Here is a 15,553-nt window from a genome sequence, read left to right on the forward strand (position 1 = left end):
CGTTCGCTCATCGTCAGGCTCGAAGGGACTGGAATGCCGCGATTCTTCTTTCACGTTCATAATGGCCATGGCGAGACCCACGACGACGAGGGGCTGGACCTGCCTGGGCAGTCCCATGCACGCAGCGTGGCGATCGACAGCATCCGCTCGATCCTCGCAGAAGAGGCCCGCCATGGGCTGATCGACCTGCAAGGGCATATCGATATTACCGAAGGGGCGGACGTTTTGTTCACGATCGCCTTTACCGAGGCTTTCGAACTGAAGTTGCCCGTGGGTTCGAACGCATGATCGAGAGCCTGCTGCTCAAGCTGCGCAAGCGCGACGTCGTTTCGCCTGATGAAGAGCAGGCGTTGCGCGACCTCATTACCGAGGTCGAGGACATTCCCGCGCGCAAGACGGTCGTGCGGCGCGGCGAGCCGCTCAACCGCTCGATCCTGCTGATCGAGGGGCTGATGTGCCGTCAGAAGGATCTGCGTAGCGGGGACCGCCAGATCACCGCGTTGCACGTGGCCGGCGACTTCCTCGACCTGCACGGCTTCACGCTCAAGCAACTCGACCACGATGTGATGGCGCTGTCGCCGTGCCGGGTCGCCTATGCCCGGCACGACCTGTTGACGCGGCTGACCGAGGTCCATCCGCACCTCACGCGGCTCTTGTGGTTCTCGACCAATCTCGACGCGGCGATGCATCGCGAATGGGAGCTGTCGCTGGGCCAGCGCACCGGCGCTGCGCGCGCCGCGCATCTGTTCTGCGAAGTCTATACGCGGCTGCAGATCGTCGGCCGGCTCGACGACGAGGCCTATGCTCTGCCGATGAACCAGAGCGAGCTGGGCGAATGCCTGGGACTCACCGTGGTCCACACCAATCGGGTGCTGCGCGAACTGCGCGAGCTGGGCTTCGTCCAGTTCACCCGCGGGCGCGTGGTGATCGAGGATATCGAGGGACTGAAGGCCTACGCCGAGTTCGACCCGACCTATCTCTACCTCGACAGCACGCCGCGCTAGGCGGGAAGCGCTTCGGTTTCCGGCGCAGCGACCGCTACGCCAAGGATATTGCGATATAGCGTGATGTATTCGTCGGCCATGCGATCGACCGAGAAGCGATCGGTCACCGCTTGCGAAGGGGCGCGGCGATCGATCGTGGGAATGCGTTCGATCGCGGCAATCGCTTCGCCGAGGCTCCCGACGAGGAAGCCGGTGCGGCCGTGTTCGATGATTTCGGGCATCGAGCCGCGGCGCACGGCGATCACCGGCGTGCCGCAGGCCATGGCCTCGATCACCGAGAGGCCGAAGGGCTCGTCGAAATTGATCAGGTGGAGCAGGGCATGGGCCCGGCTCAGCGCGGCGATCCGCGCAGCGCCGCCGACCGCGCCGTGATAGATCACGCGCTCGCCGTCGACATGCGGCAACACCTCGCGCTGGTGATAGGCCTCGTCCTGCACCACGCCGTAGATGTGGAGCCGCCGACCCACGGCTCGCGCGGCTTCGATCGCCTCGCTGGTGCCTTTGTCGGGATGGATCCGGCCGAAATAGAGCAGGTCCTCGCTACCCACCGGATCGAGCGGGAACTCATGGGGCACGATGCCGTGGTGGATCGTCGCGGCATAGCGCAGGTCCGGATGCCGGTCCGCTTCGCTGATCGCGACATAGTGCACGCGGTCCTCGTAAGGCTTGTACATCGGCAGGATGCGCTCCGACGAGAAGCCGTGAATCGTCGTGACCATCGGCGTGTCGACGAAGCGCGAGAAGGCATGGGCGGGGAAGTCGGCCTGATTGTGGATCAGGTCGAAGCGATCGGCCTGTTCGAACACGTGCGCGAGGTGGCGGTGCTCCCATACCTTGGCGTCCACCGAAGGGTCTTCGCAATAGGGCGCGGGGACGACCGCGGAGAGCCTGCCCGCCGTCTGGCTGTCGCGCGTCGCGAACAGCGTCACGTCGATCCCGCGCGCGACCAGCGCCTCGGTCAGCAGGCTCGTCACCAGTTCCCAGGGACCATAGTGGCGCGGCGGCGTTCGCCAGGCGATCGGGGCGATCATTGCGATCCGCATCAGCGTGGTTCCACTTTCAATATCAGGCCTTCGTTGGCGGTGAGGCCGCCGTCGAAGCCGCGCGACGGGATCGTCGTGAGCAGGGCGTCGGTGATCCGGCGATCGGCGGGAACACGGATCTTGCGCGGCTGGGTGCCGAGGTTGAGCGCGATAAGCAGGCGCTCGTCGCCTTGGTGCCGCTCATACTGGATGACGTCGGGCTCGGCGGACAGCAGGGTGATATCACCGAGGCTCAGCGCCGGATGGCTGCGGCGCAAAGCCAGCAGGCGGCGGTACAGCGTCAGCATCGCGGTGTTCGATCCGTCCTGCGCCGCGACGTTGCGTGTGGACCAGTCTGCATGGAGCGGCAGCCACGGCTCGGCCGTGCTGAAGCCGGCCTGGGCGCTATCGTCCCATGCCATCGGCGTGCGCGCGCCGTCGCGGCCGAGACCAAGCCCGGGCTGACGCACGTCCTGCGGATCGCGAATGCGGTCGGCAGGGATGGCGACCTTGCCGATGCCGAGCTCGTCGCCCTGGTAGAGCGTCGGCGTGCCGCGCAGGGTCAGCAGCAGCATCGCCGCGACGCGGGCCTGCGCCTCTCCCAGCCGTCCGGCGATGCGCGGCGCGTCGTGGCTGCCGAGCACCCAGTTGGGCCAGCCGCCCGGCGGTAGCGCGGCCTCGTATTCGGCGATGAAACCCGCGATCGCTTCGGCGTTCCAGGGTGCTTCGAACAAGTGGAAATTGAACGGCAGGTGCACGCCGGGCACCTTGTCATTACCGTAATAGGTCATGAGCTGATCGAGCGGCAGGCAGATCTCACCGACGAGCAGGCGCTCGCCATAGCTGTCGGCCATCGCGCGGAAGCCGCCGGCGATCTCGTGGATTTCGGGCTGGTGGGCGGAGTGCTGTTGCAGGACCTTGCGCTTCTCGCCCATGTCTGGCGTGAAGGCGGGGTTCGGCGGATTGTCGGGCAGGCCCTCGGCCTTGATGCAGTGCCAGAGCACGTCGATGCGGAAGCCGTCGACGCCGCGGTCGAACCAGTAGCGCAGCACGTCGTCCATTGCCGAGCGAACCTCGGGATTGCGCCAGTTGAGGTCAGCCTGTTCCTTTAGAAAGGCGTGGAGATAATACTGACCCGTCGCGGGATCGAATTCCCACGAGGAGCCGCCCATGTCGCTGGTCCAGTTGTTCGGCGGTCCACCGTCGGGGGCGGGATCGCGCCAGACATACCAGTCGCGCTTGGGGTTGTCGCGGGACGAGCGGCTCTCGACGAACCACGGGTGTTCGGTCGAGCTGTGATTGGGCACGAAGTCGAGCAGCAGCTTGAGCCCGCGCTTGTGCACTTGGCCGAGCAGTGCGTCGAAGGCCGCGAGATCGCCGAACATCGGTTCGACCCCGCAGTAATCGGCGACGTCGTAGCCGAAGTCGGCCATCGGCGAAGGAAAGATGGGTGAGAGCCAGATCGCGTCGACGCCCAAGCCTGCGACATAGTCGAGCCGCGCGGCGATGCCGGCAAGATCGCCGATGCCGTCGCCGTTGCTGTCCTGGAACGAGCGCGGATAGATCTGGTAGATCACCGCGCTTTCCCACCACGGCCGCGTGCCGTGCCCTGCCGAGATCTCGCCCATGCGAGGCACAACGCGCCGATGGCGAAAAGGTTCGGCCTCCGCTGCCCGCCGCGGCGGAAAAGCGGGTGGTCAGTAGTGGGGTGCGGAGCCCGGCATCGAGGCGCCCGAGCCGGAAATGCCAAAGCCGGGCGCGGGGCCGCTGCGCGGCATCGGGCCAACGACACCCCGCGGGTCAGCCGGACCGACCATCGCCCGCTCGCTCGGCTTGTCGAGCGGCGCGACCGTCGGGCTGTTCTCGATCGCGAACTCGGGGGTGGCTTCGACTTCGAGCGGCACACCCTCGGACGGCGCAATCTCGGGCTCCACGGGCTTGCGCACGACTTTGGGAGCGGGCCTTGCCGACTTGCGCGCGGCGGGGGCGGGCTTGGCCGGGGCGTCGCTGGCCGTCGCGAGGCGGACTTCGACCGACCCCGTCACGACCTTGACCGCCTGCGCCGGCTTGTCGGCGTGGGGCGGAGCGTCCGGGGTGCGATCGGACAGGTCGATGACATGGACCAGCAATGCCCCGATCGCGCAGGCGGCCGCTGCGCCACCGATCGCGCGCGGCAGCCATTGCCTGGCTCTCGCGCGCTTCGGCACGACAGGCGCCGGTGATTCGGGTTGCGGCGTGAAAGTCGGCTGCTGCGGCAATTGGGTGACGCTGCGCACGATCCGCGCCGCGAGATCGGCGGGTGCTTCGGGAGGCGTCAGCTCGCCCAGTTTTCGAATCAGGTCGCTTTCGCGATCCGGCTCGCCTGTCACTGAAGGAGTTCCAGATCGTCGCTGCGCACGCCGCGCGCTTCCAGCAGCTCGCGCAGGCTGCGCCTTGCTCTGAACAACAGCGATTCCATGGCCTTCAGGTTGAGCTCCAGCACTTGTGCGGCCAGTATGTTGCTCAAACCTTCGAAATAGCAAAGCACAATCGCCGCGCGGTGCCGTCCGGGCAACGAAGCGAGCGCGTTCTCGACCGTCTCGCTAAGCCGCTGCATCGCGAGCGCGCGTTCGGGGCCGGGGGCTTCGTCGGCCACGTCAGGCATCGTGTCGGTGGTGATCACGCGGAACTGGCGCAGCCGGTCGAGGCAGCGGTTGACCGCGACGCGATGGAGCCAGGCGGGCAGGCCGCCGCCCTGCGCGCGCCATTGCGGCGCGGTTTGCCAGAGCTTGGCGAAGGCCTCCTGGACAATGTCCTCGGCTTCGCCGCCGCCGTTCAGCATGCGCCGGCACACGCGATAGAGCTGCGGGGTGTAGCGCTCGACGATCACGGTGAAGGCCTGGACGTCGCCTCGGCCAACCCGTGCCATCAAGGCCGCGTCGGCATCGCTCGTGCAGGGTTCGCTCGCGCGAGGGAGCGGCAGTGCCGGCTCGGCATAGACGCCGGCCGTTTCGGTCACTGGTTCGAATTCGTGGCGCTCTTCAAATGTCACAAGGACCCCGATGCCGCGGGACGTTGCGTGGCGTCCTCTGTCGTCGGGGCCTGCGCTAGGGCGTGGCTGCTGAACGACAGATTTATGTTCACCTTTGTACGCCCTCGCCAAATTTTTTTGCCGGGCGCGCGAAGGGTGGGGCCGCCGCGCCCGTTAAGCGCCCCGTGAGTTTCGCAATGTCGCCTCGCCGGCGCAATCAACGCCGACCCCTGTCTGCCGGCGGTCGCGGCGTTGCGAAGCTCCGCCCCATCTCTCTTCGATCAGGACGCCCTTTGCCGATGCGCAGCTTCTCGACGACCTCCTGCCTCGCTGCGCTAGCCGCCGCTCTCGTGACCTCTCCCGCCCTGGCCGACACCTCGGTCACAACCTCGACCACCACGCCGCTCAAGACCGCGAGCGCGGGCGATGTCACGGTAACGACCGACGGTACCATCTCGGTGGCTTCGGGCACGGCCGTAACGGTGGACAGCAACAACAAGGTCAGCAACGCCGGCAACCTCAAGGTCGCGGGCGCGAGCGGCGCCGCGGCGATCACCGCCGCTCCGGGTACGAGCACGACGATCACCAATTCGGGTACGATCGCGGTGACCGAGGACTTCGTTCCCGCCGATGCCGACAGCAACGGCATTGCCGACGGCCCGATCGCCTCGGCCAGCAACCGCTACGGCATCCGCACCCTGCCCGGCGGTACCGTGACCGGCAACGTGATCAATTCGGGTTCGATCACGGTCGAGGGTCTGAACTCGGGCGGCATCGTGCTCGATTCGGCGCTCCAGGGCTCGCTGACCAGCAGCGGCACCATCCGTGTGATCGGCGACAACAGCGTGGGCATCAAGACCGGTGCGGTCAGCGGCAACGTCCTGATCAGCGCGGGTACGATCACCGCGATCGGCGAGGGCGCGACTGCGCTCGCGGTCAATGGCGACGTCGGCGGCACGGTGACGATCCAGGGCACGGTCCAGCAGGCCGTTTCCTACACAAACGACAACAGCACCACGACCACCCTGGCGCGCGGCGATCTGCGCGTCGGCGCGCCGGCGGCGGTGATCTCGGGCAATGTGGCGGGCGGCGTGATCGTCGGCGTTCCGCCCACGACCTCGACCACCAACACCGACGTCGACGGTGACGGCATCGCCGACAGCTCCGAAGGCACGGGCGCGCTGATCTCTTACGGCAACGGTCCGGCGCTGCTGATCGGCGGCGCCAGCCCGATCACGATCGGCGCGGTTACGGGGAACACCGGCGGCTATTCGCTGGTGATCGACGGTTCGGCCACGGCCAATGCCTATTTCACCTCGACCGATGCCTATGGCGTCGTGATCGGCGGCAAGGGTGGCACGGTGAATCTTCCCGGTGGCATCTCGGTTAACGGCACGATCGTCGCCAACACCGTCGATTCGACCGCGACGGCGCTGCTGATCAACCAGGGCGCCACGGTCGGCAAGCTCAACAACAGCGGCGCGATCACCGCGGCAATCACTTCACCCGGCGACGGCGCGGTCTATGGCGTGCGCGACCTGTCGGGCACGCTGACCACGCTCGAGAACACGGGCTCGATCTCGGTCGGCGGCACCAGCGAGGACGTCCGCCGCGCGATCGATCTTTCGGCCAACACGACGGGCGTGACGATTAGCCAGTCGATCAACGCCGCCGATGCCGCGACGCGCGCCACGGTGGAGAAGGACGGCACGGTCGACACCACGGTCTACACCCAGATCCGCGGCGACATCGTCACGGGTTCGGGCAATGACACACTCTCGGCCAGCGACGGCCAGATCGTCGGCAACACCTATTTCAACGCCGGCGACGACCGTCTGGTCCTGTCCGATCGCGCGCTCTATTCGGGCAAGGTCTTCTTCGGCACGGGAACGGCCTCGGCCGCACTGTCGGGCAAGGCCAGCTTCTACGGCTCGATCGACTTCGCCGGCGCCGCCGGCACCCTGACCCTTGCCGACAGTGCCAAGTTCTATGGCACGATCGCCAACGGCGGCGCAGCGGCAGTGACGGTCAACGGCGGCACCTTCGGGGCGAGCGCGGCCGACAAATATGCGGTCGGCTCGCTGACGGTCAATTCGGGCGGTACCTTCGGCGTCTATATCGACGGCGCCAAGGGCACGAGCTCGCTGGTGACCGCGCAGACTGCGACCTTTGCCAGCGGCGCGAAGATCTCGGCGACGATTTCCTCGCTGGTCGGCGCCGAGGGCAGCTATACCGTGCTTACCGCCGGCACGCTCAACGGCACGGGCACTTTCGACAACACCAGCACGGCACTGCCCTATATCTACGCGGGCTCGGTCGCCGCCAAGGGCAACGACCTGGTGCTGACGATCCGCCGCAAGGCTGCGGGCGAACTCGGCCTGCGCCGCGCCGCCTCGCAGGGCTATGAGGCGATCGTCGAGGCCGCGGCCAGCGACGCCAAGATGACCGCCGACGTGCTGGGCATCGACAGTGCCGATGCGCTGCAGACACAGTTCGATCAACTGCTGCCCGATCACGCCGGTGGCGTGTTCAACGCAGTCACGCGCGGCTCGCGCCTGGCCGCGGCGCACGTGCTCGATGCGGATTCGATCCACGACATCTCCGAAGTCGGCGGCTGGTTCGAGCCCGTCTACTGGCGTACGAGCAAGGACGCGACGGGAACGGCCGCCTACAAGGCCAATGGCTGGGGCCTGACCGGCGGCGTCGAGCGCAACGTCGGCTTCGGGCGCGTCGGCGTATCCTATGCCTGGCTCAAGGGCACGATCGACAACAACGGCGGCACGGGCAAAGTGAGCAGTTCGCAGCACGAGGTCGCGCTGTTCTGGCGGCTGGCCAAAGGGCCGTTCTATGCCTTCGCGCGCGGCTCGGCGGCGCGCGTCTCGCTGTCGAGCGAGCGCAGCTTCACCGGCGACAGCAACGGCACCAGCTTCACCTACAGCAATGCGGCCGACTGGAAGGGCTGGCTCTATTCGGGCGCGGCCGGCGCGTCCTACGAATTCGACCTTGGCGAAAACCTCACGCTGCGGCCGCAGGGCACGTTGGACTACTACCGTCTCAGCGAGAACGGCTACACCGAGACCGGCGGTGGCACGGCGATGGATCTGACGGTCGAGGACCGCAAGAGCACGGCGCTCACCGCAACGACCAGCCTCACGGCCTCCTACCGCTTCGGCCGCCGCACGAAGGACGAGCGGCCGCTGACGATCGAACTCGAGGGCGGCCGCCGCAATGCGGTCTCGGGTTCGCTCGGCACCACCCGCGCCAGCTTCGAGGACGGCGACGTCTTCGCGATCACGCCCGATGGCCGCAAGTCGAGCTGGCTCGGCGAAGCGCGGCTGCTCGCGGGCGGCTGGGACTTCACCTGGAAGATCGCGGCGCGGGCCGAAAGGACTGAGGGCAACATGAGTTACGGTGGACGCGCCTCGCTGAGCGTGGCCTTCTGATCGGGGCCGGCGTGAGCGGATACGTTCTTCGCCGGCTCGAACCGCACTTCGCGGAAATCCTATCGCGTTACGAAGCCGGCGAACCTTTCGAGGCGATCGCCGCCGATCATGCCTGCGCCGGCAGCACGGTCCGCCGTCTGCTGCTCGGTCACGGCGTGATCCTTCGGCCCGAAAAATGGCGTTTGAAAGCACGGGTTTAATCCGCTTTTTGGCGAATTACCCCTCATTGCTATTGCGAATTCATAGCAGATAGCTAGAGGCGTCGGCAGGGTTCGACAAAGGGAAAAACCATGAGGTCCATTTTGCTGGCGGGTGTCGCCTCGCTCTTCGTTTCGCAAGCGGCCTGGGCGGCTGACGATGCCGCCGATGCGGCCGACGATCAGGAAGCGATCGTCGTCACGGGCTTCGCCGGCACCAAGACCGATACTGCGCTGATCGAACTGCCGCAGCCGATCAAGGTCATCTCCGCCGAGACCTATCAGGCTCAGGGTGCGATCAGCATCAGCGACACGGTCAAGTACGCCGCCGGCGTCCTCGCCAGCCCTTATGGCCGCGACACGCGCGTCGACGGCTTCAACGTCCGTGGCCTCGACGCGCTGCAATTCCGCGACGGCATGCGCGACATCTTCTCCTATTATGCCAGCATCACCTCGGACCCGTACAACTTCTCGCGCGTCGAGATCGTCCGCGGCCCGGCATCGGTGCTGTTCGGCCAGGGCTCTATCGGCGGCCTCGTCAACCTCGTGTCGAAGACCCCCGAGTTCGAGACGCGCGGCGAATTCAGCGCGGTCTACGGCAGCTTCGATCGCAAGGAACTGCTCGGCGACGTCAACTATGCGCTGTCGGATACGCTGGCCGTGCGCCTCGTCGGCCGCGCGCGCGATGCCGACACCTTCGTGAAGAACGTGCCCGACGATCGCCTTATGATCGCGCCTTCGATTCGCTGGAAGCCCACGCCCGACACCGACGTCGTGCTGACGGGCCTCTACCAGAAGGACAAGACCGGCTCGACCTCGCAGTTCCTGCCGATCGTCGGCACCTTCAAGCCCAATCCCGGCGCCCCGGGCCAGCTCGATCTGTACACCTTCGTCGGCAAGGCCGGCTGGGATCGCTACAACGGTCACTCGGCGCAGGTCACGGGAAGCGTCACGCACAACTTCTCGGACGCGGTGCGGCTCAGCCTCAAGGCGCGCTACATCGACAGCAACGTCGAATACTTCACGCACTACGCCGACAGCTACTCCAACCCGAGCGACCCTTTTGCGGTCTACGGGACCGATCGCCGCACGATCGGTCTCACCGCCGATGCCAGCGACGCGCGGATGAACGTGTTCTCGACCGACAACAACCTGCAGTTCACCTTCAACACGGGTGAAAGCATCGAGCACAAGCTGCTCGTCGGCGTCGACTACAGCTGGAACAAGGTCGCCAAGCGCTATGCGGGCGGAAACGAGCTCATCGATCTCTACAACATCAACTATGCCGCGCTGAAGACCTACGATCCCACGGGTCCCTTCACCGACGAGTCGCAGAAGCAGCTTGGCGTATACGTCCAGGACCAGATCCGCTTCTACGATCGCGTCTCGCTCGTGCTCGGCGCGCGGCGCGACCACGTCACTGGCTCGTCGGGCCAGACCGACAATGCCACGACCTTCCGCGCCGGCATCATCGGCGAGATCGGCGCGGGCATCTCGCCCTTCTTCTCCTATACCGAAAGCTTCCTGCCGCTCGCGGGCCGCATCACCAATGCGGACGGCAGCTTCGGCGCGCCGTTCAAGCCGCAAGAAGGCACCCAGTTCGAGGCAGGCGTGAAGTGGCAGCCCGAACGCAACACGCTGGTCACGGTCACGGCCTTCCAGATCAAGGAACGCAATCGCCTGCTATATCTGGCCGGCGGTGCCACCACCCAGTCGGGCCGGTTGAAGACCAAGGGAATCGAGTTCGAGGCGAGCCACACGCTGCCCGGCGATTTCGAGTTGCTGCTCAACTACGGCTACAGCGAGCTCAAGTCCGAGACGAACACCAGCCTCGACTACATGCCGCGTCATACGGCGTCGGCCTGGACGACCAAGACCTTCGGTCTCCCCGAGGAGGCGCAACTGCGCCTCGGTGCGGGCGTCGTCTACAACAGCAACAGCAAGTCGACCGGCGCGCTCGATCCCTATGGTCTCAACCCGACGATCCCGGCGGGCACGCTCTATTCGGTCGTCACCCCGGGGCGCACCACGGTCGACGCCCTGGCCGAGATCAACTGGGGCGCTTGGCGCTTCGCGGTCAATGCCACCAACCTGCTCAACAAGAAGGTCTTCGCCTCGTGCCTGGCACGCGGCGACTGCTTCATGGCCGCGCCGCGCAACGTCATGGGAACGATCGGCTGGAGTTTCTGATTAGACTTTAGTCTAACCTATCTGACAGGTGTTGTCAGAGCTATCTGACAGGTTTACAGCCCCTCCTCGCGGAGGGTGCTGTGACCGAGTCCAAGTTGCGCATTGATGTTTCGGCTGATCTGATCGCTTTCGTCGGTCAGGGCGTGGTGGCGCATGAAGGCTGGCCGAACGATAGCCTGGTCGTGAGCTTCGCCGGACTCGAGCGCGAAGCCGTAGCGGTACTGCGGTTCGATCCGCATTCTGACGGCGCGCTGGGAACGACCGCCGAGGTCGTTCTGGTCGTCCAGCGCGACGCCTGTCGGCGGCTGTTTGGCGGCCTGCCGGCCAATGCTGGCCATTGGTACCTGCCGAGTCGCCTCCGCGATCTCGTGCGCTCGATCCTCGATTGCGACACGGCGCCCGGGGCGCGTTCCACGCTCCAGGGCGCGCGCAGTGTCGATCTGCTCTGCCAGGCCTTTGCCGAACTGGCCAAGGGCGAACTCGTGCCCGTCGAAGGTGGGGGGCTGCTGAACGAGCTAGACGCCGCGCGGATCGCCGCGGCGCGGCGGATGATCGATGAGAAGTGGCAGGAAAAGCTCACGCTCGAAGCGATCGCGCGCGCTTGCGGGATCAATCGCGACAAGCTGTCGCGGGGCTTTCGCACCATCTACAATTCGACCGTGGCAGACATCCTCACGGAGAACCGCCTGAGTGGCGCGCGCCGGCTGCTGCTGGCCAGCGACCTGCCCGTGGCGACGGTCGGCTATCGCTGCGGATATCTCAACAATGCCAGCTTCACGCGGGCCTTCACCCGGCGCTACGGGCTCTCGCCGAGCCAGTTGCGGCAAAGGGGGGAGATCGCTGCATGAACGACGGGCAGACGGTCAACCAGGCCGCGACCGGCAAGATCACGCTCGTCGAGCGCGCGATGACGGCAGTGCGCGACTATATCCGTGACAACGATCTCAAGGTGGGGGATGCCCTGCCGGGTGAAGGCAAGTTTGCCGCCGATCTCGAGGTCAGTCGCGCGGTCATGCGCGAGGCCTTCGGCGCGCTCGCAGCGCTGCGTCAGATCGACGTCGCCAACGGCCGCCGCGCGCGCGTCGCGGCGATCGACGGCTCGGTCATGGCTTCGTCGCTCGATCACGCGGTGGCGACCGCGCAGGTCTCGGTGGTCGATGTCTGGGACGTGCGTCGCACGCTCGAACTGCGTACCGTCGGTCTGGCCGCACAGAACCGCAGCGAGGCGCAGGCGCGCCAGATCATGGCCGCGGCCGAAGCGATGACCGAAGCGGCGGGTGATCTCGCGCGGCTCAGCGAGGCCGACGTCGAATTCCACCACGCGATCGCCGAGGCCAGCGGCAACCCGCTGTTCCATCAGATCGTGCGCTCGTTCAACCGGCTGATGGACGTTGCCGTGCCGCGCGCTTGGCAAACCCGCCAAACCGACGGCCAGCGCCTGGAAATGCTCGAATTGCACCGCGACGTCGCGCGTGCGATCGCCGATCGCGACACCGCCCGCGCGGTCGCGCTGATGGACCGGCACTTCGACACCTCGATCGCCGATCTCATGCGGATGCGCGAGCCGAATTAATCCACGAAAGCGCGTTCGATCACGAAGTCGCCGGGCTTGGCGTTCGAGCCTTCGGTAAAGCCCAGGCACTCGAGCTGGTGCTGCAATTCGCGGATCATCGCCATCGAGCCGCACATCATGACGCGGTCGGTTTCGGGATCGAGCTGCTTGGGGCCGACCAGCGGGTGGCCGAACAAGGTTCCGTCTTCGATCAGCGCGCCGATGCGGCCGGTGGTGCGGAAGCTCTCGCGCGTCACCGTCGGCAGGTAGTGGAACTGCAGCAGCGCCTGCTCACCGACCAGCGGATCGCCGGCGAGTTGGCTCTCGAGTTCCTGCCGGAAGGCCAGATCGCTGACCTGGCGCGTGCAGTGGACGAGCAGGATCTGGCTGAACCGCTCGTAGACGTCGGGATCGCGCGCGAGGCTGAGGAACGGCGCGAGGCCGGTGCCGGTCGAGAGCAGGAACAGCCGCTTGCCCGGTAGCAGCGCGTCGGTGACGAGCGTGCCCACGGGCTTGCGGCCGAGGAACACCTGGTCGCCCGGCTGGATCTTCTGCAGTCGTGAGGTCAGCGGGCCGTCGGGCACTTTGATCGAAAGGAATTCGAGCTCCTCGGCATAGGCGGGGCTGGCGATCGAATAGGCGCGGAGCAGCGGTCGGCCTTCACCCATCATACCGATCATGACGAATTCGCCCGAGCGGAAGCGGAACGAGGGCGGCCGCGAGATCGAGAAGCTGAACAGGTGCTCGTTCCAATGGCGGACCGAACGGACTTCCTCGACCGTCAGCGCGGCCGAAGGGGCGAGATTGGCCACGGCGGCCTTGCGGTCACTCATCATTTGGACTCCTTGTGGGTTTCGCAACTGGGCTCGAACGGCGCGAGGCCGACCGTCGCCAGCCGTTCGGCCGCCGTGGTCAGGGCCTGCGCGGTCGGCGCCACGGCATCTTCGTCGACTATCAGTGCCAGGGTGGCACGCAGCGTCGCATCGCGGCCGAGCGCGGCGTGGCGCCAGAGGCTTGCGAGCAGCGCTTCGTCCTCGGCGATCTGCGCGCAGGCCATCGGTGCGAGGTTGAGGCACTGGCGCGCCTCGCGGTTGAGCAACGCCATCGCCAGGTGGAAATCGGGCAGGGCGATCAGCGCTCCGACCCCGGCGAAGCCGCGCGTCAGCGCCGCCGGGGCGCAGTTCCCGCGACCTGTGGAATGAATCCAGCCGCGCATCGCCCAAAGCAGGAAGCGACCGCCGTTGCCGAGGCATTCCACCGGGCGATCGACGAAATCGTACATGGGACTCTCCAAGCAGGTGACACACCCGGAGCGGGCCTGGCCTCCTGTACGCTATTGAGAGTCATTTGCAATATGAGATTTGATGAGGGAGATAGCTGCGCTCATCCGCTCGGGACGATCTTGAACACGTTCCCGCCGATCGTGACGATATAGAGTTCGCCCGACTGGTCCTCGCCGAAGCTGGTGATGCTGGTCAGGGTTCCGGTATCGGGCGTGAAGGCGGCGTTGCGATTGGTGAAGCTGCTGCTCGCGGTCGTCGTGCCTTGGGTCAGCCCGGCGGCGGGTACCGACCAGACGTTGTTGCTGATGAAATCGCCGAAGATGTAGAGTCCCTGCAACGCCTCGAGTGATCCGCGATAGACGTAGCCGCCGATCAGCGAAGCGCCCTGCAGCGGCCCGCTGCCGTGCGAATACTGCGTGACCGGCATGGTGATGCCCGCCGGATTGGCGCCCGGCACCCCCTGCGTTCCCTCGAACAGCGGCCAGCCGAGGTTGAGCCCGGCCTGGGTGGTCTGGACGCGGTCGATCTCCTCGATCGCGCCCTGGCCGACGTCGCCGATCCACAGGTCGCCGGTCGCGCGATCGAAGCTGCTGCGATAGGGATTGCGCAGGCCGTAAAGCCAGACCTCGGGCGCGCCGCCGCTCGTTGCATAGGGATTGGCCGACGGAATGCCGTAGTCGCGGTTGGGATCGCTCGGGAAATCGTCCTTGCTGACGTCCAGCCGCAGAATCTTGCCGAGCAGGGTCGACTTGTTCTGGCCATTGCCGTCCGGATCGCCCGAGCCGCCGCCGTCGCCGATCGCGACGTAGAGCAGCCCGGCCTTGTCGAAGCCCAGCCAGCCGCCGTTGTGATTGCTGCGCGGGTGCGGGATCGTCAGCAGCAGGTCCGAACTCGCCGGATCGAGCACGTCCTTGCTGGCGGCGCTGGCCGTATAGCGACGCAACTGGATCACGCCGTCGGGCGCGGTCAGATAGACATAGGCGCGGCCGCTCGTGCCATAGTCGGGGGCGAGCGCGAGGCCCAGCAGTCCGCGCTCGCCGTCGGTCGAAACCTGACCCGTGATGTCGAGGAACGGTGTGGCGGCGATCGCGCCCGTGGCGGGGTTGAGGATCCGGATGCGCCCGGCACGCTCTACCACGAGCACGCGTCCGCTGTTGTCGGAAAGCGGTGCGAGGTAAACCGGCGCAGCGAAGCCCGTGCCTACGCGCCGCACCGCGAAGCCGCCGCTCACGCTATCGGTGACGGTGATCGTCAGCGCACGGCTGGCGGTGTTCTGCCCGTCGCTGACGGACAGGACCACTTCGTAGGCGTTGTCGCGGTTGGAATCGAGCGGGGTCTCGAAATCCGGCGGGACCTTGAAAGAGAGAGCGCCTGCGGGCGTGATCAGGAAAAGCGCGGCATCGAACCCGCCCGAGATCGAATAGGCGAGTGGCGCGCCATTGGTGCTGCTGGCGACGGCGGTATAGATCGTGCCCGAAGCGTTCTCGCCGACCGAAGCCGTGGTGGCTGAGGTGAAGCTGGGCGGGGTGGGGCCAGTCCCGGTCGCAGGATTGCCGCCCCCGCCATCGCCGCAAGACGATAGGGTGAGCGCCAGAGCCAGAGCGGATACGAGGGGGAGAAAACCATAGCGCTGCACGTGACACGTCATGTTCGACCTCGCTCGCCACCCCGGGCAGACTGTTACAGGCATCGTCAGACGCGGCAAGTGGAGGTCCGCCCGGGTTTGGCGCCGAAGCGGAGGCAGTTTCCGGCGGGGTGACGCATTCGTGCAATCGGCGCGCGGGCGATCTGCGGCATAGCGTCTCAGCCGATCGGCACAGCCGAAGATGATCGACACGGCGAACCTATCTGA

At 66.5% G+C, this 15,553-nt stretch carries 14 protein-coding genes; 7 read left to right on the forward strand and 7 right to left on the reverse strand.

All coding sequences use genetic code 11. The annotated features are described in order from the left end of the window. The first annotated feature begins 33 nt into the window (after positions 1 to 33). Together WG901_RS15655 and WG901_RS15660 are read left to right on the forward strand one after the other, a co-directional pair. Complete coding sequence (locus tag WG901_RS15655) at positions 34 to 288, forward strand: DUF6894 family protein (protein ID WP_339588028.1); 255 nt, start codon at positions 34 to 36, stop codon at positions 286 to 288. Further along, positions 285 to 1,004, forward strand: coding sequence for a Crp/Fnr family transcriptional regulator (locus WG901_RS15660; protein ID WP_339588029.1), 720 nt, complete (start codon positions 285 to 287; stop codon positions 1,002 to 1,004). Before WG901_RS15655 ends, WG901_RS15660 begins: the two co-directional genes overlap by 4 nt. On the opposite strand, the gene WG901_RS15665 is transcribed toward WG901_RS15660, so the two are convergent. The 4 genes from WG901_RS15665 to WG901_RS15680 all read right to left on the reverse strand — a co-directional run bounded on the left by WG901_RS15665 (position 1,001) and on the right by WG901_RS15680 (position 5,024). Next, complete coding sequence (locus tag WG901_RS15665) at positions 1,001 to 2,047, reverse strand: glycosyltransferase family 4 protein (RefSeq protein WP_339588030.1); 1,047 nt, start codon at positions 2,045 to 2,047, stop codon at positions 1,001 to 1,003. The two genes, WG901_RS15660 and WG901_RS15665, sit on opposite strands and share 4 nt — an antisense overlap. Continuing rightward, complete coding sequence (locus tag WG901_RS15670; protein WP_339588031.1) at positions 2,047 to 3,654, reverse strand: alpha-amylase family glycosyl hydrolase; 1,608 nt, start codon at positions 3,652 to 3,654, stop codon at positions 2,047 to 2,049. The genes WG901_RS15665 and WG901_RS15670 overlap by 1 nt, the downstream gene beginning before the upstream one ends. Positions 3,655 to 3,723: 69 nt before the next feature. After that, positions 3,724 to 4,395, reverse strand: a complete 672-nt coding sequence (locus tag WG901_RS15675; protein ID WP_339588032.1) for a hypothetical protein — start codon at positions 4,393 to 4,395, stop codon at positions 3,724 to 3,726. After that, the gene (locus WG901_RS15680; RefSeq protein WP_339588033.1) at positions 4,392 to 5,024 is read right to left on the reverse strand and encodes an RNA polymerase sigma factor; all 633 of its coding nucleotides are present in this window, start codon (positions 5,022 to 5,024) and stop codon (positions 4,392 to 4,394) included. The genes WG901_RS15675 and WG901_RS15680 overlap by 4 nt, the downstream gene beginning before the upstream one ends. 311 nt (positions 5,025 to 5,335) lie before the next feature. Here WG901_RS15680 and WG901_RS15685 point away from each other — a divergent pair, with 311 nt between their 5' ends. From WG901_RS15685 to WG901_RS15705, 5 genes are all read left to right on the forward strand, one after another. Next, positions 5,336 to 8,479: an autotransporter outer membrane beta-barrel domain-containing protein gene (locus tag WG901_RS15685; RefSeq protein WP_339588034.1), complete on the forward strand. Its 3,144-nt coding sequence runs from the start codon at positions 5,336 to 5,338 to the stop codon at positions 8,477 to 8,479. Between the two features lie 11 nt (positions 8,480 to 8,490). Further along, a complete protein-coding gene (locus WG901_RS15690) occupies positions 8,491 to 8,679 on the forward strand; it encodes a hypothetical protein (RefSeq protein ID WP_339588035.1) in 189 nt (62 codons plus the stop codon). A gap of 90 nt (positions 8,680 to 8,769) precedes the next feature. Continuing rightward, positions 8,770 to 10,866 carry a TonB-dependent siderophore receptor gene (locus WG901_RS15695; protein WP_339588036.1) on the forward strand — a complete coding sequence of 699 codons (2,097 nt, stop codon included), beginning with the start codon at positions 8,770 to 8,772 and terminating at the stop codon, positions 10,864 to 10,866. An 80-nt stretch (positions 10,867 to 10,946) separates the two neighbouring features. Then, positions 10,947 to 11,714, forward strand: a complete 768-nt coding sequence (locus tag WG901_RS15700; RefSeq protein WP_339588037.1) for a helix-turn-helix transcriptional regulator — start codon at positions 10,947 to 10,949, stop codon at positions 11,712 to 11,714. Further along, on the forward strand, positions 11,711 to 12,439 hold the full coding sequence (locus tag WG901_RS15705; RefSeq protein ID WP_339588038.1) for a FadR/GntR family transcriptional regulator: 729 nt from the start codon (positions 11,711 to 11,713) through the stop codon (positions 12,437 to 12,439). Before WG901_RS15700 ends, WG901_RS15705 begins: the two co-directional genes overlap by 4 nt. Here WG901_RS15705 and WG901_RS15710 read toward each other — a convergent pair. The 3 genes from WG901_RS15710 to WG901_RS15720 form a co-directional block, all read right to left on the reverse strand. After that, the gene (locus tag WG901_RS15710) at positions 12,436 to 13,251 is read right to left on the reverse strand and encodes a ferredoxin--NADP reductase (RefSeq protein WP_339588039.1); all 816 of its coding nucleotides are present in this window, start codon (positions 13,249 to 13,251) and stop codon (positions 12,436 to 12,438) included. The two genes, WG901_RS15705 and WG901_RS15710, sit on opposite strands and share 4 nt — an antisense overlap. Then, entirely contained in the window at positions 13,251 to 13,700 is a 450-nt protein-coding gene (locus tag WG901_RS15715) for a hypothetical protein (protein WP_339588040.1), read from the reverse strand. Before WG901_RS15715 ends, WG901_RS15710 begins: the two co-directional genes overlap by 1 nt. A 101-nt stretch (positions 13,701 to 13,801) precedes the next feature. Then, positions 13,802 to 15,349, reverse strand: coding sequence for a PQQ-dependent sugar dehydrogenase (locus tag WG901_RS15720; protein ID WP_339588041.1), 1,548 nt, complete (start codon positions 15,347 to 15,349; stop codon positions 13,802 to 13,804). Positions 15,350 to 15,553: the final 204 nt, after the last annotated feature.

Source organism: Novosphingobium anseongense, from assembly GCF_037482895.1.
GTDB lineage: Bacteria > Pseudomonadota > Alphaproteobacteria > Sphingomonadales > Sphingomonadaceae > Novosphingobium > Novosphingobium anseongense.